The organism is Bradyrhizobium sp. 1(2017), assembly GCF_011602485.2.
In the GTDB taxonomy this organism is placed as follows: Bacteria; Pseudomonadota; Alphaproteobacteria; order Rhizobiales; family Xanthobacteraceae; genus Bradyrhizobium.
This window is the reverse complement of record NZ_CP050022.2, coordinates 5953417-5973186: the sequence shown is the minus strand read 5'-3', so window position 1 is coordinate 5973186 and position 19770 is coordinate 5953417. Positions and strand designations below refer to the sequence as shown.

The window sequence follows — 19770 nt, the reverse complement described above, 5'->3', positions numbered from 1 at the left end:
ACCCGAGCGCTTGAGGTGAAGAGAGGATCCGAGATGAATGTCACCGCCAACCGCTGGACAAGCCGGGAAGACGATCTTTTCCGACAACTGGTCAATTCTCGAGCATCGTCGAGGTCAATCGCCCAGGCTTTGAATAGAACCGAAGATGAATTGAAGAAGCGGGGCTATCTCCTCGGATTGCCGTTGAAATGGTTCAAGGCAAGCCGCGACCATTAGCTTGTGATCCGATTGCGGAGCCTAGGCGGCCCAATGCGTCCTAATGCACGGCCCGGAGGTGCGAACCGCTTTCGATCCGCTGGCGCACGAAAATGCAGATCAGGAGCCACTAAAGCCTCTCTAGAGGGCGGTCGGGTATTATCGTTCAAGAGCAAAATGCCGGTCTGGCCGAATCGACCTCAAAAGCACAGCCGCAACCGACGCGAGGCCGCGCAGAGTTGTTCCCGAAGTCATGACCGAGGTAAAATCGTGCGAGGCGGGGGCTATAGCTTAAGGTATATATGCCGTTTTCTCGAATAGCGTAAACTGCGAATTAAATCGTTCGTGGACGAAGGTGGTTTCCACGCCGATGCGCTCATTGGTCAGCGCATATGTTGCCATACTGAATAGCTGCATTTTAACAGGCTATAACTCTGCCTTTCATTCCAAGGTCGGCAATGAGTGCACCGAAACTCTCCATTCTGCGAACAAATTCGAACACCCGCACGCCCAGTGGAGCCCACATGGGCAACTTCAAAGAAACTATCCTCCGCGCGATGCCCCAAATGCTGTTCTTGGCGGGGTACGCGGCTGTCCTTCTGTCCGCGGTCCACCTCTACGTCTCGCTGATGTGGGACGCGAGGCAGTAAGTGACGAACTGGGCGGATGGAGGGCGCGCCAGCATCATAGGGCCGGTGTCGCCTTCATGCGCCGCAGGGACGGGGCTGTCGCGATGATGTGCCGTCATCGTAGAAGAGGATTGAATTGCGCATAGTTTGCGCTGAGGCCAAGGGGCTCGGATCGTTGGATCCATGATTGCAACGTCTGCGTCATCACGCCAGTGATGGTGAGAGCGCTCCCCGAGCCCTGCCACTAAGCCCAAAACCTCCTGCACTTGATCAAGCGGCAAAGCGGATCTTTCAAGTCAAACATAGCCGCACGCGCGTCGGCAGCGGAAGACCGCAGATCCCGCAAGTGTCTACAGTGGTGCTGAGCAGGGTGAGCCAAGTATAGATGCCTGGAGTTATTTGATAATCCCGCTGCTGCCATTTAATTTGCGATTAATGACTTAATTTCGACAGAATGCAGCGCCCTTTCGGTGTCGGGGCAGGGTCCATCAACCTGGAGTCCTGCATGTTCGGCCGAATAGTAATTGCGTCAGCTGTCGTGTTGGCAGCTTGTTTTTCCTCGGAGGCGCGCCCGCTACGGGCGACTCCCCCACCTGAATGCAACGTAAGTATGCCTTGCGATTTTTCATACCCGGTGACGCATACCCAGAGAGTCATCGCGCCAGCCCGGAATCCAGAGCGACATGGCGCTCGCAGTTTTCAAATGTCCGTCGACAGCTCAGATTCGTCTGGAACTAAGATCGTCGGTGGTCGCCCGGCGGGGTGCCCGCGATCATTCTGTGGGTGTGGTGCGGCCATACGTGTGTTTGGTCGCATCGTGCCCGAGTTGAATCTTGCGGCCAATTGGCTGCGTTTTCCCCGTTCCGCGCCGGCGCCGGGAATGGTTGCCGCGCGGCGTGGGCACGTCTTCGTACTGGAGCGGCACGTCGCCGGTGACATTTGGATGGCGTACGATGCTAACTCGGGTGGGCGCACAACGAGAATCCATGCGCGCTCCCTCAAAGGATACGCCATCGTCAATCCTCGTTCAGCTTAGCTGCATTGCGTACCAGTTCCTCATAGACGGGCGGCTGGTGGGTCTCGGCTCACCAGCCTTTAATCCGCGCATCCCTTTGATCCCACCCGCTCGAGCGGTTGAGCCCTTTCACGGGCGCGACGAAGGGAGACCGAGAAGAACCTCAGAACCGCGGCACCCAATCCATACCCGTTCGGGCTCGCAGGCTGGCCGTCAATCGGTTCCAAATGTGCGCCGACGAGATCCGGCGGTCAGCACGACCGCGCTGCGGTGAACATCTCCGCAGACGGAGCGACTGGCTCCTCGACCCAAGCGTCGCGAGCGAACCAATTGTGATTGGCGCGGCAGACCGGACAATGGGTATTGCCGAAAAATACTGCGCTTCGCAGAAACGTCTCACGATCGGATGCAATGCCGGTGGGAATAGCGCGATCGGTTTGGGGGCATTTAACCATAATCATACCCATGTGGACCAATCCTGGAGCTTGCTCGCTGGTAGTGGTCGGGCTGCGGTGCGAGTGCGGGTTTACCTGGCGCGCTGCGCACGAAGGTGTGAACTCCCAGGACTGCAGAGCGGCCCGTGAGTGGTAGTCATATCGGTGGTCGCTTCCGAACGCTTCGAGGCGCCGATGGGAAGCATTCAGAATGGCGGCGGCGCCCTGTCTGGTGAAAGCCTTGATGCACAACAGATGTATCGATCCGATCAATCACGAGCTCACTCCCGCTTATGCATGCACGCATACTCACATCAGAAATTCGATTTACGAATTAAGGATTTGTTCTTTGATTGAATTACGGGATCGCGATTTCTGTAGCGCTGCTGGGATTAATTTCCGGCTGCGGCAGCGAGTCCCGAGCGTTTCTTTGTATCGAAGGCCATGCTGAGGGTTCAGCCAAAAGAGCAAAATTTTTGTTCTTTTATATTATGAGTTTTCGTTGTTAATTTAGACGGATGACGTAAGCTATTTTTATCTGGGTTCGTTCGGTTGGGAGGGAACGATGTCTCAATCAATTTTCAAGAAGCGCAACTCCAGTGCCACTGCACAGCAATTGGCTAAAATGCGCGAGGAACTCGTAATTATCGGCGAGAAAGAGCGTGTTCTAAGGGAGCGGAGCGCTAGTCGGGAAGTCTACCGGTATCTACTCGATGCTCATCGTGTGGCTGCGTGGCAAAATGCCGACGAAGACGTGTTAAACATCCCACCAATTGGAAAGGGCGAAAGCAATCATCTGGCCGTCTGATCGAGTGGGGCATCGTTCGTTCGAACGAGGCGCCGGGAGTGATGTATGCCGGCGCCGAACTTAAAGGCCTATATCGCCTTCGAAACACTACCAAGCTGAGGTGGCTGTTCGTTCGATCGAATGCTGCGAATAGTGCGGCGAGGATCTGCTCGCCGCTGGCTCGATCCCGGGGCGAGGTCGATCGCTCATTTTGGTGGAATTGGTGCTGGAAAAATCTTCCGCAGAAGTGGTGCTTAAGCCGGCGGTCGATGCGGTCTTTGCGCTGTTCGATGGCCAGCCTGTGCTGTTCAGTGCGGCAGGGCAGAAGATCTATCAGCTGGACCAGGTGGGTGGCTTTATCTGGTGCAGATTGGCGCAGGGAGCCTCTCTGGCAGCCGTGTATCACGAAATGGGCAAGCTGGACATTGTTGAACCGGTAGCGCGCCAGTTCGTGCGGCAGGCCATAAGCTCCTGGATCGATCGAGGGCTGCTGGACGTCGATCGGCGAATGTCGACGAATTGTGCTTTCTCCACGGTCTTGGGGCGGCATCGTATCAGTGTCCGGGCTGAAAACCGGGACCTCCTGCAGCGTTTGGTTTCGCTGTTTTGTGCTTCGGACAACGTCGACGGCCAAGCCGATATCGCGGTCGAGGCCATGATGCTGGAAGATCAGGTGCTGTTCGGCGGAATTGACGCGGGCCTCCATAGATGCGGAGTCGAGGCACTTGCGCCTACAATCAAAGCTCGCCTCACCGACCGGCTTATCCGAAGTGATCGATGGGTCTTCGCCCTCCATGCTGCATCTCTTGCGAAGAATGGGGCTGGCTTGCTGTTGTGCGGCGAAGCGGGAGCCGGCAAGTCGACACTTGCATTGCAGCTGGTGGGCGCTGGATTTCAGTATTCCGGCGATGATGTTGCACTGATCGAAAGCGACGGCACTGCCTGTGGAATCCCGTTTGCTCTCACCCTAAAGGAGGGATCGTGGGAGTGGTCGTCGGTATTGCACAGCAATTGGGACGGCGTCACTCATCGTCGAGCCGATGGCGCTCAGGTGCGATATTTGCCAGTTTCGAACGCGCATAACGGAAGTCTTCCCGTCGGCTGGATCATTTTCCTGAACAGGGTCGCGAGCGGTTCCCCGGAGCTGACCGCCTTGGATCAGCTCGACTCGATGAGGCGGCTCATCGAGGGGGCATTTGCCGCTGACGGAAGGTTGTCGACGACCGGCTTCTTCGCGTTGAAGGAGATTGTTTCTGGTGCACGATCGTTTCTGCTTACCTACTGCGAGGCGGTAGAAGCTCGGGAGCTGTTGGTGGATTTGTGCAATGGGAAAGCATAGTTCGGCACTGATCAGCCTCTGTCATTGCTTGCGAGGCGCGCCGCCCGTCGACGTGGATTGGATGTCCGTCATCGGGCTTGCGAACCAGACGCTGACGACGCCCGCGCTTGTTGACTTCGTTGATCGATATGCCTCGGTGCTCCCTGAGGACGTCTGCGCGTATGTCCGTCAAATCTATCGTCGGAATGTTCAGCGCAACGAGCGGTTGGCGGATCAATTGGAGGAAGCCGTCGTTGCGATGAATGATCGCGGAGTTACGCCAGTGTTGCTCAAAGGAGCGGCGACGCTAGCTGTCACGCCTCGCGAACGGCGAGGGATTCGGCTGATGTCCGACCTGGACATCATGGTTATGCCGGACGAAGCTGAAAGAGCAATTGCTGCTCTTCGCGCCATTGGCTATGAAGTTCATGCCGAGGCTCCTCGCGAAAGCCGGAGATGGTTCGTCGAGCTGATCCGATCGATCGATGTCGGCGCAATCGATCTGCAACAGGCCGCTCCGGGTCCTGCCCACTTCTACCGCGACCCTGTGCTGAGCCATTGTGTCCCTGCGGCGCTGGGGCGGGGGAGCGTGCGAATTCCGACGCCCACGTACCGGGCGCTCATGTTGATCATCCATGATCAGATCCAGGACTACGGCTATTGGCTCGGCGACCTGGACCTTCGGCATTTGGTCGAGTTGCGCGATCTGAACAGTTCCGTTGGAGGTCTCGATTGGGAGGAACTCAGCTCCCATATCTCGGGCGGAGTGATGAAGAACGCGCTAGAAACCCAGCTGGTCGCCCTTGCGCAACTGCTTGGGGTCGAGATCCCGCCCGCGCTGCGTTCCCGACTGATTCCGCGTCTGCAGTTCGTTCGCCAATTGATGCAGGCGCGCTTTCCGAGCTCGCGCGTGCCCTTCCTCGCGATGACCGCTCTGGACCTCAGAAACTACCGGCGAGACGCGTCCCTTGGCTACCCGCGGAACGCGCGCCGTGGGCTGTGGTCGATCCCAAAGGTGGACACCTTGCATTTTCTGCTGAAGGCGGCCACCGCAGCCCGTGCAGGGAAGGTCTAGGGGGCGACGCAACATCGGGCTTGGAGATGACGGGAGAATCTTCGCAGTGCCTGTAGAGCTAGGAATGCTCCTGCCCACTGGCATTCCGATTAGGCGAGTCGTCGTTCTCGCGGATCTTGAACTCCTCCAGGGTGTGGCCGGATCGGAGGGCGGCGACCAGCCAGCGAGGCTGTTTACCGCGCCCGGACCAGGTCTCGGTCGGCTGGAGCGGGTTGCAGTATTTCGGCAAGACCTTCGGATATCTGCGGCGTGGCTGCGGCTGGCCTGTCCCCGTTTCGGCCGCCCCACTTTCAGCTTCACCGAATTGGTCCGGCTGGTTCAGCTGTGCAAGGCGTTTTTCCAGTTCCCGCTTCTCGGCTGTAATTTTCTCAGCGAGAATCTTCGTGAGCTCCTCGTGCAGGAGCCAAAGTTCCTCAAAATCCATGGCTTCGAGATCCTGCCTTCGCATAGCATTCTCGTCACCGTTCGACGGACTGGTCATTCATCCATCATCCCCTAATCGAGTGACGTCAGTGTTGAAATTGACGTAACAATAAAATCATTATATGGTATTTAATAATTATTACGACGGTTATTTTATTAATTTGCCCAAAAGGGCGCGGCGCCGAAAGGGCGCATGGCGGAGGAATAGTTTTGATCGAGTATCCTCTTGAGCGTCTTCAAGATTCGATAAGCCGATTTGTCGTTCCCTCGGCTGCATTGTCGGACATCCAGGCCCTGACGTCCCAAATTGAGCTCCGACATCGTGCGCTCCGGGATATCGAACTTATTCGCTCCCGTCTGCGGCTATGGGATGGCCGGCAGACAACGAGAGTGTCCCGACGAGCGAAAGGCGGCTCGCCACGTGCTTCGAGGGGGCGGCGTGGAAGGTCATTCCCGCGACCTGGTTAATTTCACCCGCCACGTGGGCGACGTCGCGTGAACGGTTCCGCGGCTGCATCTCAGGCGTGCAATATAACCGGGCTCCGCAGTTAATTCTGCGGATCGTTCGTTTCCTGGCTTGATTAGTCGGCGCGGCGCAGTTATGTGGGGCGCCAGTTTCCGCACGGTTCCATATATTTTTTTGTAAACATCTGAACTCTTCGGCTTGATTAATGTTAGGTGGAACATTATCAGTTGGGCACAACTATACGGTGGAACATGTCGGCAAAGAAACTCGAATTAGAATCCATGTCGCTTGACGATCTCTGGTCGCTGCATGAGGAAATCAGCGGGATCTTGTCGGACCGGATCAAAGCAGAAAAGCACGAATTGGAGAAACGCCTGGCCGCTCTCGGTGGCAGTGCGGCTGTTTTGGTGGACTCAGGCGCGGCAAAGCTATCGTCGACCGGGAAGCCGAGGCGCAAATATCCGCGGGTGCTGCCGAAGTATCGGAACCCCCAGACTTCCGAGACGTGGTCTGGTCGTGGCAAGCGACCGCGGTGGTTGGTTGCAGCCATGAAATCTGGCAAGCGGATTGAGGAATTTCGCATAGGGGAGGCGGGGTCGAAGCTTCGCCAGCGGGCCTGATCGGACTTGCAGTCTCTCAGGCGGATGGTTGGGAAACGGTCGACAACACAGCCCGATAGACCCGTGCTGCTAGTAGGCATTGCGCGCCCGCAGCACCTCGACCGGGGTCCGCAGTAGGATTGCGAGATCGAGCCGAAGGCTCCAGTTATCGATGTACCAGAGATCGTATTGCACACGTGTTTCGACCATGACGGCCGTGGGCGTCGGGCCGCGGCAGCCGTGGACCTGCGCCCATCCGGTCAATCCTGGCCTGACCCTGCGGCGAAGGGCGTAGTTCCGTACGAGCTTGTCGAATTTCCCGTCGTGAGCCAAGGCGTGAGGACGCGGCCCGATCAACGACATGCTTCCGTCGAGAACATTCAGCAGTTGCGGCAGTTCATCGAAGCTTGTCCGGCGCAACCATTTGCCGACGCGGGTGACGCGCCGATCCGTGCGGTTGGCCTGAAGGATCACGGGTCCGTCCTCAAGCACATGCATGGTCCGGAATTTACGGATCAAGAAGATCCGGCCGTTGAAGCCGCAGCGTTGCTGCCGAAAGAAGACCGGACCGGGAGAATCCAGCTTGATCGCAACCGCTGCCAGAGCCAGCAACGGGGCAAATATTGCTAAGGCGAGGCCCGCGCCAACAAGATCAATCATCCGCTTTGCCCCACATTCCAGCGGGGTGAGGGGGCCACGCTGAAGTTCTACGCAAACGGCACTTCCGAGCCTCCGCGTAGGATGCCGAAGCAATTCGGATGTCGTGCCGACGGGCACGAACATGATCGGGAACGGCAATACTCGCAATTCGGCAACGAAGGCTCGCAGTTCGGGCCATCGCTCCGGGTCGGCTTCCACCACCACTTGGTCGAGCTGGCAATTGCGAATGTAGTCGATCACCCGCGCTCTGAGCCGCTTTCGGCTGGCGGGACCAAAACCAAGCGGAGGCAAGCTGAACCGTCCCCTGATGCAATAGCCATGCATGGATAGGGTTTCAGACAGCCCGACGTTCTTCGACAGTGGTTGATCGCTGATCAGGACGATATTCGTATTGGCGAACTTTCTGCCGCTCAGCCCCTTTCCGAGCAGCACCTTGACCGCCCACCGTTCGGCTGTAAGGAGGCCCAAGGCGAGGACGCCAAAAGCCAGGGCCGCTTGCTGAGAGGTCCCCGGGCGAACCTCCAAGCCATGCAGGACCCAAAAGAAGATCAGCAATAACGCCCAGGCCGTACAAACGGAGCGTATCTGGTTTCGGAGGACGAGGAGCTCAACTGGCCGATAAAGGCCTTGGGTCTTCAGCAGGCAAACGAGACAAGCGGCGCTGACCAGCGCCAGGCCAATCATGTCGCTCAGCTCGGCCGCGGCTTGCCCATTCTGAGCTTGCAACAGAAATGTAGCGACGACGCCAGCAACCAGGATGGTTGCAATGTCCGCACACACCGCCACGTGTTCGACCGCGTCATAACGAAGAGGCCACTTGTGCTGGCGGGGTGCTGGCAGCCCGGGGCTGACACGGTCGGCAATCTCACGATCAGGGAAATGTCGATTCACGAAATTCATCGCGCGTGCCCTGCAATTTAATATTTAATTTATTATTAATTAACTGGAATTATCAAGCTTAAAATGGCGACTCCGGCAAATTAATTTTGGCCGTGCGCTGTCTTGTCGCCGGATCCATTATCGTCTGTCGAACCAGGGCGCCGGCGGCTTACCGAGATCCCTGTCGGAAATTGCGCGCGCGCACTTGGTCGAGGTATGACGGATCCTGTTCCGAAATCAGGCTCTCGAGATAGGTCCTGCCGTCGGCCGAGGCTGACCGGTACGCGCTCACAAGCGCCGGTCTGAGGGCTGGCCGATGCGTAACGACCAGGTTCACGTCGCGCTTGATCAAGTCGCGAAACTCCGGCTCCCGTACCACGGCATCTGTAGCGAGTGCGACGGATACGCGTAGCGGCAGCAGATCCAAATCATTCGGTGCGGTGTAGTACGACATCTTGAGCATTGCTGCTGTGCCAGGCTGCGGCGAACTGGGCTTGGACGCCGCCGCGAGCATGAGCCAAATGTCTCCGCGGAGCGGCGACGAGCGCAATGCGCGGGCAAGCGTATTCGAAGGCACGGGAGGAGCCGTCGCCTCTTGCTCGTCCGCAGAAGAGGCCGAATTCGCGCCGGGTTTTGATCCCCCTCGGATCCACAAGTCTTCACGCGCTGCTGCAATCGAAGCCGGCTTCGATATCCCGTTCGGCCATGCCGTTGCGGTCGACACAATCTTCGATGAGGATTGACCACCGAGATACCACTCAGGGAAGACCATCCACAGTGCTTGCATGATCAGCGTGATCCCTAGCACCATCAGCGTGACGCGCGGCCAAGCGGTGACAAGCGCCGACGCGAACTTCGGGTAAGAAGCTGGAACGGGGTCGGCAGCTCGGTCGGGCGCTTCTTTCGCTTCCAAAGACAGGGCGTCACGGCCTGCGCCTGGGCCGCTTTGGCCGAACGCAAGTCCGAAAAGCACGGCGGCCGAAAGAGACGCGCCCAAACCCAGAACTCCGTGGTCGGCAAAGGCGAGTATCATCAGCGCAATTGAAGCTGCGGCACCCAAGGCTGGATATATGTAATCATGGGCTCGCGACAGAGAACGCCAGATCAGGACACCCGCGCCCAGCACTGCACAGATCAGGACGCCGCAAAGAAAGACCCACCCCATGTCTATGACGATCGCGGCGGCGGCGGTTGGCCTCTCTCGCGAGGCGCTGACGCCAGCGTCCCGATAAATCGGCAAAAGGACCGTCGAAGCGCCTGCACCCGATCCCGCCGGCCCGACATCCTGCAGCATGCGCTCGGTTGCGGTCTGGCTACTCGTCGACAACGCAATCGTCGGATCGGTGTTCGTCCTGAGCGGAATGACGGTTAGAGTGGCAATGAAGATGATCATGGCGGCGGCGAGAACGCCAGCGGTACCCCACAAGCCCAAGAACCACCTGCGAATAGCGAACACCGAGAGCAATAGTCCCGATCCGAGGAGGGCGGCAACGACCGCGGCCAAGTTGGCCCGAATGAGCAGCGCTGCCACGCAGACAATCATTGTGATGATCGCGGCGAACAGAGCAGGGAGCGGGGCCGACACAATCGTTCCAGGTCGACGGTGCCTCCGCAACTGATCGACCGCGCGTATCGCCGTCGCGGCGGACACCAAGACACCGAGCACGACGAGGGTTGAACCGTCGGGGCCAGCGGCACCAGTCGTTTCCTTGGTGAACCACAGAGCCGTGGCGATCGTGGTCAGCGACAACAGGAGATGCAGGACCTGGGCCGCGCGAATCCGGTCAAGCGTGATGACCGCAGTGACGAGGGCTGCGGCGAGCACGGCGCAATACTGCGCGAGCGAGAACATGGTCGCCCCAGTATCGACTGTGATTATTTCGGCGAGGGGCTCGTTCAAGGCCGTCGATGCGGTTGCCCAGATGGGATTTCCGAGCGTGCCGATTGGCATCGGCACGGCCTGCAGAGCCATCAGGAACGCTGGAGTCGCAAGCACGACGACCAGGCCCGGCCGCAGCAGCCTGGCGAGCCCGAGGGCGGCGACCGGTGGAAAAATCGCCACGATCATCGACGCTGTTGCAAGCACGAAGGCTACGAACACCCAGCTTCGTAGATTTTCCGGCATTACGAGCGCTGCGGCAATCGCGACCAGTTCGGCCAACATGACAAGCCGGATAATCATCTAACACCATCGTGTGGTGCGGCCACTCCGCTGTCCGCTGGCCGGAGAACGTGCTGGCCGCCAGGGGACCGCTTCAAGAGCCAGAAAGACCATAACGGATGTAGTGGCTGTCATGATAATAGTAGCTCCGATGACCGTCATATCGGGCCATTGCCTTGGTATCCGTCTTGCTGAGAACCACTCCGATCAGTGAATCCTGGATGTTGGGAGCCGTGTGCAGTGCGTGCTGCACGACATCGATTTTGGTCCGGCCCCATTCAACGACAAGGATGTAGCAATCAATGAGAGACGAAGTGGCGCGGACATCAACCAACGGGGTTAGGGGAGGAAGGTCGACGATGATGTAGTCATATTGGGCACGCAAACGGTCGAACAGCTTGCTGATCGCGTCGGCGCAGAGAATTTCGCTGGTGTGAAGCAAAGGTCCTCGCCGTACGGCGGGCAGAAACGCAAGATTGGTCGTCGGATCCCGCCAGATTGCGTCGGAGAGCGATCGACTGCCGTTTGCAACCTCGATGATTCCGCAGGCTGCCTTGGGCGCGAAGATGGAAGACAGTGAAGGATTCCTGAGGTCGCAATCAACGATGATGGCTTTCTTGCCGGCGTGGCCGATCAGTTGCGCAAGCGAGGCTGCAATTGTGGTCTTTCCCTCATTGGGAAGCGCCGAGGTGATACCGATCACCTGCGAGGAGATCTTCTCCGGATTGTGGTCGATGGCCAGCTTGATGGAACGAATTGCCTCGGTATATCGAGAAAGCGGCATCCCGACCACGGTCCGATGGATTGCGGTCGGAGGCGAAACTATACGTTGCTGAACATCATCATCGGTTTTCTGAAGTCGCGCTGCCGGCTTCGGAGATTTGCGGGTCGGCAAGAACGGGACCATGGATAGACAAGGCAGTTCCAGCACGGTTTCCACCTGTGAGGAGGTACGAAAGACGCGGTCCATTAGGTCTCTGAGGAGCGCCAAGCCGATGCCGAGTGCGAGACCGCCGACAATGCCGAGCGCCAGCACCAATCGTGACTTTGGTTTGCTTTTGCTCGACGGCGGCGAAGCGGGGAAAAGCACCCGCGTTTCAGAGATGGGAAATGTCTCTTGCTGCGCGGAGCTCATGTAGCGCTGCAGGAAGGTCTCATACAAGCTGCGCAAGCCCTTTGCCCGGCTTTCCAGATCCTTGATGGTCAACTCGGCGGAATTGACCGAGCGGGATTGTACAACGGCCTTAGCCAGCTGTTTCTCGATTTCCTCCTGGCGCTGCTTTGCGAGTTCGAATTCACTTCGACTGACTTCAGCAAGCCTCCTGACCTCATCGAAAATGGAGACGCGAAACTCTCGCGCGCGGTTCCGGACATTGACCACTGCCAAGTGGTCGCGGCCAACCCTTGCCGTCAGCTCCGCCTCACGTCGGGTGAGCTCGAGATATTGCTGGCGCAGCCCCGTGATGATCGTACTGTTCAGCCCGTCGCTTCCGATCGCATCCAGATCGAGCATCGAGGATGGCTTCTTCGGATCGGAGGAAGCAAGGAGGGTTTCGTAGCGAGACAGCTTGGCCGTGGCCTCGGAGGTCTGGGTACGTGCGACGGCCAATCGATTGTTGATTTCCGTGAGCTGATGCTCGTCGATTGGACGCCCGTCCAGAGAGACGATGTTGTTCTGGGCCTTGTAGACGTCGACCGCACGTTGTGCAGCTAGGGCCTGGTCCCCGAGATCCCGCAGCCTGTCTTGCAGCCAGCTTGTTGCCCGGCGATTGGCGTCGAATTTTGCATTGAGCTGATCGGCAACATAAGTGTTGGCTACCGCATTGACGATCTCGGCGGCTCGAGCTGAAGAACTCGAATTGTAGCTGATTTCAATGACGTTGCTGTACCCGACACGCATCGCGGAAAGCCGACTGAGAAATGCGTCGACAATGGCATCCGATGGTTCGCCATGCCTATCGGATGGCGCATCCTTCGGCGATGCAGTCGATGCCCATGATCGAATTCGTTGCCAGAGCGAATGTAGGGATGGCCCCGACGCGTTGAAGTCAGGATCGTTGGTCAGTTTCAACTGGTCGATTACCGCAGCAGCGGTAGCTTTCGACCTCACGAGCTGAATCTGGGTCTCGATTTGGTTGAGATCGAAAGGCGGTTCGGCGAGAAGCGACTGCTGCTGGACAAACTGGGCCCTTGGATTGGCCAACAGAATCTGAACCTGCGCCGTGTAGGTTGGAGATGCCAGTCTGAGATAGAGCAGGCTGACCGCAATGACGAGCGCGGCGGTGACAAGGATCACCAGATATTGACGCCGTAACAGTCCGATCCCGAGATTGATGACCTCGGTGATCCCTCCGCCGTCGGCCTGACTGGGTGGGGTCAGGTTCACCGGCAGCCGTAGCCTGTCCGTGTCTTTAAGGTTGTTCTGGAGCATCACGTACCTGTCTCGACGGGTGGGTCTTTGCGGCCGCTCGCTCGCAGGCCCATTCGAGGAGACCTGCAGCCGGCGGGTGATTATATATCTTATAAAAATCATATTGCCAAATTAAATAAATCATATATTAATCGACCCAAGAGAGAAAATGACGTTGTGGCAAATCCGCGCAAGCTGATGCCGATAAAAGCGATATATTTCAATGACTTAATGCCGTAATAGTAAGTCGGCCAAAATTAATTCGAAGGTTCAGGCGTGAGATGAAGGGGCGGAGTAATAATGCCGTCGCACCATGGCCTACCGTATCGAAACCTAATTCGTGTTTAGGCGGGCAGGAGAGTACCCGATGCTGGAATTGCGAGCCTTGGCGATCCCCGATGTCAAAGTAATTCGCCCAGATCGGTTTTCCGACGCCCGCGGTTACTTCTCCGAGACCTTCCAACGATCGACTTTTGCGGAGAAGGGAATTCTCCATGACTTTGTTCAGGATAATCAGTCCAGCTCGAATCGTATCGGCACGGTGCGTGGACTGCACTTTCAGCGTCCGCCTTTCGCCCAGGCGAAGCTTATACGGGTGTTGAGCGGCGCCATTCTCGATATCGCAGTGGATCTCCGGCGTTCATCGCCGAGCTTCGGCAAGCACATCGCCATCCAGTTGGATAGTGAAAGCGGCGAGCAGGTGTTCATTCCGAAAGGGTTTGCGCATGGCTTCTGTACGCTGCAACCCAACACCGTCGTCCTCTACAAGGTAGACCAGGTCTACGCCCCGAGCCATGACGGCGGCGTCTATTGGGCCGATCCAGCGCTGAAGATTGAGTGGCCTGTGACAACCTCCGAGGCTCAGTTGTCGCCGAAGGACGAGATCCTTCCTGCGCTCAACCAGCTCGGTTGCGTGTTCGACTGATGGAGGCGAATAGATGCGTATCTTGGTGACTGGCGGAGCAGGCTTCATCGGTTCTGCGGTGTGTCGTCGTCTGGTGTTGCAGACCGGCGCCGCAGTGATCAACGTCGACAAACTGACATATGCAGCCAATCTAGCGTCGCTTGCGAGCCTCGAGAGACTGGAGCCCTATGAGTTCCTGCAGTCCGACATCTGCGATCGCGAAGTTATTGATCTTGCGTTCGCCGACTACGAGCCGGATGCGATCATACATTTGGCTGCAGAGAGCCACGTCGATCGCTCGATCGATGGACCCGGCGCATTCGTCAACACCAACATAGTTGGCACCTACACGCTACTGGAGGCTGCCAAAACCTACTACGAACGTCTGCCGCTTCCGAGGCGGAAGCAATTTCGCTTCGTTCATGTGTCGACAGACGAAGTCTACGGCTCATTGGGCCCGGACGATTTGTTTCGGGAGGACACGCCTTACAGGCCGAGCTCGCCGTATTCGGCGAGCAAGGCCGCATCGGACCATCTCGCGCTAGCGTGGTTCCGAACCTATGGCTTGCCGGTCATCGTATCGAACTGCTCGAACAACTACGGACCGTACCAGTTTCCGGAGAAGCTCATCCCGCTGACGATCCTCAATGCGATCGACCGAAAGCCTTTACCGGTTTATGGCGATGGCAAGAATATCCGCGACTGGCTTCACGTCGACGATCATGCCGCCGGCTTGATAAGCCTGCTGTACGAAGGGAAGCCAGGCGAGAAGTACAATTTCGGTGGAAATGCGGAGCGATCCAACATGGACGTCGTCACCCAAGTTTGTGATGTGCTGGATCGTTGGTCGCCCTCCGAGGAAACAAGACGATCGCTCATCACATTCGTGCCGGATCGTCCGGGGCACGATGCGCGCTACGCAATCGATGCGTCAAAGGCACATCGCGAACTCGGTTGGAAACCGACGAGAACCTTCGAACAGGGGCTGGCCGAGACAGTCGGATGGTATCTCAAGAATCGTGCGTGGTGGGAGCGTACGCGCCGCGGCGCCTATGACGGCTCTCGTCTCGGTCTCCTGGCCTCCCAACACTGAGGTGAAGATGATGGTGCAACCCATCCTCATTGCCGGCCGAAACGGTCAGTTGGCAAGGTGTCTTCGTGAACTTGCCGCAATGCGCGGTCTGCCCGTGGTGGCGCTCGGGCGCCCAGAACTGGATCTGGAGAGCCGCGCGGGGATCGACAAGCTCATTGCGTCGATCGCGCCTTCTGCAATCATCAACGCGGCCGCATATACTGCGGTCGACCAGGCCGAATCTGAAACGGCGAAGGCGTTCAGCGTCAACCGCGACGGCGCGGCGGCATTGGCGGATATCGCCTGGCAGATGAATATCCCGCTCATTCATCATTCGACCGACTATGTATTCGACGGCTCGAAGCCGGATGCATACGATGAAAGTGACATTCCCGCACCGTTGAACGCCTACGGCGCGTCGAAGCTGGCCGGTGAAGCTGCTGTGCTGGCAGCGCACCCCCTTGCGACCGTGATCAGATGTTCGTGGCTTTACAGCCCCTATGGCAGCAATTTCGTCCGAACGATGCTGCGGCTGTGTGAAACGCAGCAAACTGTAAGGGTCGTTCGCGACCAACATGGCAATCCGACCTCCGCATTCGACCTCGCGGACGCCGTTCTTCGGATCGCAGAGCGGTCGGCAATGGACGATCGCAGGGCCACGGCCGGCATCTTTCATCTCGCGGGCCAAGGTGAGACGAACTGGCACGACTTTGCACAAGTAATCTTCTGCGAGCGTTCCCGTCGTGGAGCGAGAATTCCGGCGCTGGAAGCGATCACGACTGAGGAATTTCCGACCGCTGCGCGCCGGCCGCGGAATTCGCGCCTGGATTCATCCAAGGCAGAACGCGTGTTTGGGATTCGATTAGCGCCTTGGCGCCATGCACTGAAAGCTTGTCTGGAGCAACTGGGAGAAACCGATGCTGAAGGGAATCGTGCTGGCCGGCGGCAGCGGAACGCGCCTTTATCCGATCACGCGCGTGGTCAGCAAGCAATTGCTTCCGATCTATGACAAACCAATGATCTATTATCCCCTGTCGACGCTGATGTTGGCAGGAATTCGTGAAATTCTGATCATCACCACGCCCTCGGACCGGTGTCAGTTCGAGCAGTTGCTGGGTGACGGCAGCCAATGGGGCATTCGGCTCAGCTACGCGGAACAAACCCGTCCCGCCGGTCTCGCGGACGCCTTCATTGTGGGGGCCGATTTCATCGGAAACGATCGTGTGGCGATGGTGCTGGGGGACAACATTTTCTTCGGCGACGGCCTGAGCGATCTGCTTGCCAGGGCGGCAGGGCGTGAGGAAGGTGCAACGGTTTTTGCCTATCATGTGCGAGATCCGGAACGATATGGCGTGGTCGCGTTCGATGCGGCGGATCGCCCGGTATCGATCGAGGAGAAACCCAAGCGGCCGGCTTCGAACTGGGCGATTACGGGGTTGTATTTCTTCGACAATCGCGTGGTTCGGTACGCTCGTCGCGTCGAGCCATCATCACGCGGCGAGCTCGAGATTACCGATCTTCAGATGCGCTATCTTTCGGCAGGCGCGCTCCATGTTGAGCGTATGGGGCGGGGTTTTGCCTGGCTGGACACCGGCACGGTCGAGTCTCTCATCGATGCAGGAACGTTCGTGCAGACCTTGGAGAAGCGGCAGGGAATGAAGATCGCCTGTCTCGAAGAGGTCGCCTTCAGGCTCGGCTTCATCAATCGGGATCAACTTCTCGCGCTTGCGCGACCGCTGGAGAAGAGTGGCTACGGCAAATATCTGAGCGAAATCACGGCGCTCCCGCAATTTGCTTCCCAATAACGATCCTTACCGGCAACGGGAAATCGCATTAAATTCGCATTAAAAGTTTGACGGCCTTTTTAAATAGAATTAAAATATATAATAGCGAATTATTTAATTGGTGTGGCCATGCTGGACCAAAAGCGTCGTCGGTCGGGGCGCGCGGGCCGTGTTTCCGGGGGGGTATCCCCTTTCTTTGGTGAAAACCAACGGTCTGGGCTCACCGGCTTCGGCCCCGTCCTCCGCATCGATCGGCAGCAACGGTGTGTTTCCGTACGGCACAGGCAGGCTGTTTCCGACCAACACCCCACAACTCAACGAGCGATGGCGCTGACGTTGTTCTCAGGCCGAAGCTAGCAGCATAGGAGACGTGTATGCACCCCGAACTTTATACCGATGGAATTGAGGAGATTACCGTCAGCGGAACCATCGTCCGCGTCGATCTGGTCAGTCTTTCACCGACCGAACGTGACGACAACAATGTCCCCAAGCGCGTGTTTTCTCAGCGACTGATCTTTTCGGTCGAATCCTTCGCCAATTCGGTCGACGTGATGCAGAAGGCACTGCAGGGACTGGTTGATGCGGGTGTGGTGCGCAGGACCCCGCCCGCTGAGGCGCGCAATGGCTCGTCGGGAGTGCATGATGCGCAGTCGCCTAACACACGGTCTTTGAATGTCTCTTCAAATTTCCGCTGAAATCGACCCCGCCGATGGCGCGAACGACCACGCGGCAGGCGCGCCGGAGCCGGTAACGCAGACGGCATTGGAATGCTTGTCTAAGATATGCGGACATCATGGCATCGACCTGCCGGTCGAGCGCCTGAAGCACGCCTATGCCGTGGCCGCTCCGCCCTCGTTGGATCTGCTGTTGCGGATGGCGAAGGATGCAGGCCTGCGCGCGAAAAGCGCGAAGCTGGATTGGACCGCATTGGTACGTCTCGGAGAGGCCTATCCGGCGCTGGTTCGGCTCGCCAATGGCAACTGGATCGTGGTTCTTGGTACGGAACGAGGCGCTGAGAGCGATGCGGTCTGCATCTTCGATCCGCTCGCCGACCGCAAGGACGAAGTCCTGGTTGTCGATCGGGACCGATTTTGTGCCCAATGGGTCGGTGACACGATCCTGATCAAGCGCGAGCAGCCGGCTCGGGATGGTCGGAGGAGTTTCGGTTTACGGTGGTTCGTACCGGAGTTGCTTCGTCAATGGCGACTGTTCAGGGATGTCGCGATTGCCGCCGTCCTGCTCTATGCCTTGGGCCTCGTTATTCCGATCTTTTTCCAGCTCGTCATCGACAAGGTTCTGGTTCACGAGAGCTTCACCACGCTCTACGTACTTGCGGCAGGAGCGGCCGTAGCACTTGTCTTTGACGCGATATTCGGCTTTCTGCGACGCTATCTTCTGCTCTATGCGACCAATAGGGTCGACATCCGAGTTGCTACAAAGACGTTCGCGCATCTTCTCGGGCTGCCGGTTACGTTCTTCGAGCACATGGCCGCCGGGGTGCTGGTCAAGCACATGCAGCAAGCGGCCCGCATTCGAGAGTTTCTGACCGGGCGGCTATTCTTGACGAGTCTCGACGCGCTCTCGCTCTTTGTTTTCCTGCCGGTCCTGGCGCTCTACAGCGTCAAGCTGACGCTGATGGTTCTGGCCTTCACGGCCGCGAGCGGTGCTGTCGTCGGCGTGCTGATGGGCCCTTTCCGGCGACGTCTTTACGATCTTTACCAGGCGGAAGGCGCGCGGCAGGCGCTGCTCGTCGAAACAGTTCACGGTATGCGTACCGTGAAATCGCTGGGAATGGAGCCCGTGCAGGGCAGGGTTTGGGATAGCCGCTGTGCGCAATCCGTAGCCATGCGGTTCGGTGTCGAGAAGATTTCCGCGGGCGCCCAGGCGCTCACAGGATTTCTCGAGAAGATCATGACGCTCGGGATCATCGCCGTCGGGGCACTCGATGTCTTCGCGGGCGAAATGACAATCGGAGCGCTGGTCGCCTTCAACATGTTGGCCGGGAGGGTCTCCGGACCGTTGGTCCAACTCGTGACCATGGTGCACGAATACCAGGAAGTTGCTCTCGCCGTGAAGATGCTGGGCGAGGTGATGAATCAAACACCGGAGCGTGATGGGAAGAAAGATGGGCTGCGGCCTGACTTCGCCGGAAAAATCGAGTTCGAGAGTGTTTCCTTTCGCTACGGAGCTGAAGGAGCGCCGGCGCTCGAAGATGTCTCTTTCACGGTCGAGCCGGGTTCGATCTTCGGGATCGTGGGCCGGAGTGGCTCTGGCAAAACGACGCTCACACGGCTGATCTCGGGCATGTATCCGGTGCAGCAGGGGCTCCTGCGTATCGATGGGTATGATGCGAGGGAGCTCGATCTGGCACATCTGCGCCGAAACCTCGGAATCGTTCTGCAGGACAATTTCCTGTTTCGTGGGACGGTCCGCGACAATATCGCCTGCGTGAAACGCGACGCGACCTTTGCCGAGGTCGTCGCTGCGGCCCAGCTCGCCGGCGCCGACGAGTTCATCGAACGGCTGCCCCGCGGCTTCGACACCATGCTCGAGGAGGACGCCTCGAACCTGTCCGGCGGGCAGAAACAGCGGCTCGCGATTGCGAGGGCCCTCATCGTCAATCCACGGATCTTGATCTTTGATGAGGCGACGAGTGCACTCGACTCCGAAAGCGAAATGATCATCAGACGGAATCTCCGCCGTTTGGCGGCGGGTCGTACCGTCATCATCGTCTCGCATCGGCTGTCGATGCTGACGGAAGCGAGCCAGATCCTGGTGATGGACCGCGGCCGGATCGTTGACGTGGATCGTCACGACCACCTCCTGTCGAAATGCACCATCTACAGGCATTTGTGGAACCAGCAGATGAAGCAGATTGCATGAAGGAGACAAAGCAATCACGCGCGGATGGGAAGCCGGACGGTCTGGTCCCCGCCAGATCGGCCGAGCGACGGCGAAA

At 58.2% G+C, this 19770-nt stretch carries 15 protein-coding genes; 11 read left to right on the top strand and 4 right to left on the bottom strand.

Translation table 11 applies throughout. From position 1 onward, the window contains the following. Positions 1–33: 33 nt before the first annotated feature. The 4 genes from HAP40_RS28375 (at position 34) to HAP40_RS28355 (ending at position 5453) form a co-directional block, all read left to right on the top strand. Positions 34–216 (top strand): hypothetical protein, encoded by a 183-nt coding sequence (locus HAP40_RS28375; protein ID WP_166814654.1) that lies wholly within the window; start codon positions 34–36, stop codon positions 214–216. A 2622-nt stretch (positions 217–2838) separates the two neighbouring features. Then, positions 2839–3081, top strand: coding sequence for a hypothetical protein (locus HAP40_RS28365; RefSeq protein WP_166814655.1), 243 nt, complete (start codon positions 2839–2841; stop codon positions 3079–3081). A gap of 193 nt (positions 3082–3274) precedes the next feature. Further along, the gene (locus tag HAP40_RS28360) at positions 3275–4399 is read left to right on the top strand and encodes a serine/threonine protein kinase (RefSeq protein ID WP_246741289.1); all 1125 of its coding nucleotides are present in this window, start codon (positions 3275–3277) and stop codon (positions 4397–4399) included. Between the two features lie 61 nt (positions 4400–4460). Beyond that, a complete protein-coding gene (locus tag HAP40_RS28355; RefSeq protein ID WP_246741290.1) occupies positions 4461–5453 on the top strand; it encodes a nucleotidyltransferase family protein in 993 nt (330 codons plus the stop codon). Positions 5454–5511: 58 nt separating this feature from the next. Here HAP40_RS28355 and HAP40_RS28350 read toward each other — a convergent pair whose 3' ends face one another. After that, positions 5512–5901: an H-NS family nucleoid-associated regulatory protein gene (locus tag HAP40_RS28350; RefSeq protein WP_166819322.1), complete on the bottom strand. Its 390-nt coding sequence runs from the start codon at positions 5899–5901 to the stop codon at positions 5512–5514. 692 nt (positions 5902–6593) lie between these two features. On the opposite strand from HAP40_RS28350, the gene HAP40_RS28345 reads away from it, so the two are divergent. Further along, positions 6594–6962, top strand: coding sequence for an H-NS family nucleoid-associated regulatory protein (locus HAP40_RS28345; protein ID WP_166814657.1), 369 nt, complete (start codon positions 6594–6596; stop codon positions 6960–6962). Between the two features lie 69 nt (positions 6963–7031). On the opposite strand, the gene HAP40_RS28340 is transcribed toward HAP40_RS28345, so the two are convergent. The 3 genes from HAP40_RS28340 to HAP40_RS28330 form a co-directional block, all read right to left on the bottom strand. After that, complete coding sequence (locus HAP40_RS28340) at positions 7032–8501, bottom strand: exopolysaccharide biosynthesis polyprenyl glycosylphosphotransferase (RefSeq protein WP_166814658.1); 1470 nt, start codon at positions 8499–8501, stop codon at positions 7032–7034. Positions 8502–8649: 148 nt separating this feature from the next. Next, positions 8650–10662: a hypothetical protein gene (locus tag HAP40_RS28335; RefSeq protein ID WP_166814659.1), complete on the bottom strand. Its 2013-nt coding sequence runs from the start codon at positions 10660–10662 to the stop codon at positions 8650–8652. A 73-nt stretch (positions 10663–10735) separates the two neighbouring features. Further along, positions 10736–13072: an AAA family ATPase gene (locus HAP40_RS28330; protein ID WP_166819323.1), complete on the bottom strand. Its 2337-nt coding sequence runs from the start codon at positions 13070–13072 to the stop codon at positions 10736–10738. A gap of 346 nt (positions 13073–13418) precedes the next feature. On the opposite strand from HAP40_RS28330, the gene rfbC reads away from it, so the two are divergent. The 6 genes from rfbC to HAP40_RS28300 all read left to right on the top strand — a co-directional run bounded on the left by rfbC (position 13419) and on the right by HAP40_RS28300 (position 19694). Further along, on the top strand, positions 13419–13976 hold the full coding sequence (gene rfbC / locus HAP40_RS28325; RefSeq protein WP_166814660.1) for a dTDP-4-dehydrorhamnose 3,5-epimerase: 558 nt from the start codon (positions 13419–13421) through the stop codon (positions 13974–13976). 13 nt (positions 13977–13989) lie between these two features. Then, positions 13990–15048: a dTDP-glucose 4,6-dehydratase gene (gene rfbB, locus HAP40_RS28320; RefSeq protein WP_166814661.1), complete on the top strand. Its 1059-nt coding sequence runs from the start codon at positions 13990–13992 to the stop codon at positions 15046–15048. A gap of 7 nt (positions 15049–15055) precedes the next feature. Beyond that, positions 15056–16036, top strand: a complete 981-nt coding sequence (gene rfbD, locus HAP40_RS28315) for a dTDP-4-dehydrorhamnose reductase (protein ID WP_166814662.1) — start codon at positions 15056–15058, stop codon at positions 16034–16036. Continuing rightward, complete coding sequence (gene rfbA, locus HAP40_RS28310) at positions 15945–16832, top strand: glucose-1-phosphate thymidylyltransferase RfbA (protein WP_166814663.1); 888 nt, start codon at positions 15945–15947, stop codon at positions 16830–16832. The genes rfbD and rfbA overlap by 92 nt, the downstream gene beginning before the upstream one ends. Before the next feature lie 353 nt (positions 16833–17185). Then, on the top strand, positions 17186–17506 hold the full coding sequence (locus tag HAP40_RS28305) for a hypothetical protein (protein WP_166814664.1): 321 nt from the start codon (positions 17186–17188) through the stop codon (positions 17504–17506). After that, positions 17484–19694, top strand: a complete 2211-nt coding sequence (locus HAP40_RS28300; RefSeq protein ID WP_246741291.1) for a peptidase domain-containing ABC transporter — start codon at positions 17484–17486, stop codon at positions 19692–19694. The genes HAP40_RS28305 and HAP40_RS28300 overlap by 23 nt, the downstream gene beginning before the upstream one ends. Positions 19695–19770 lie beyond the last annotated feature (76 nt).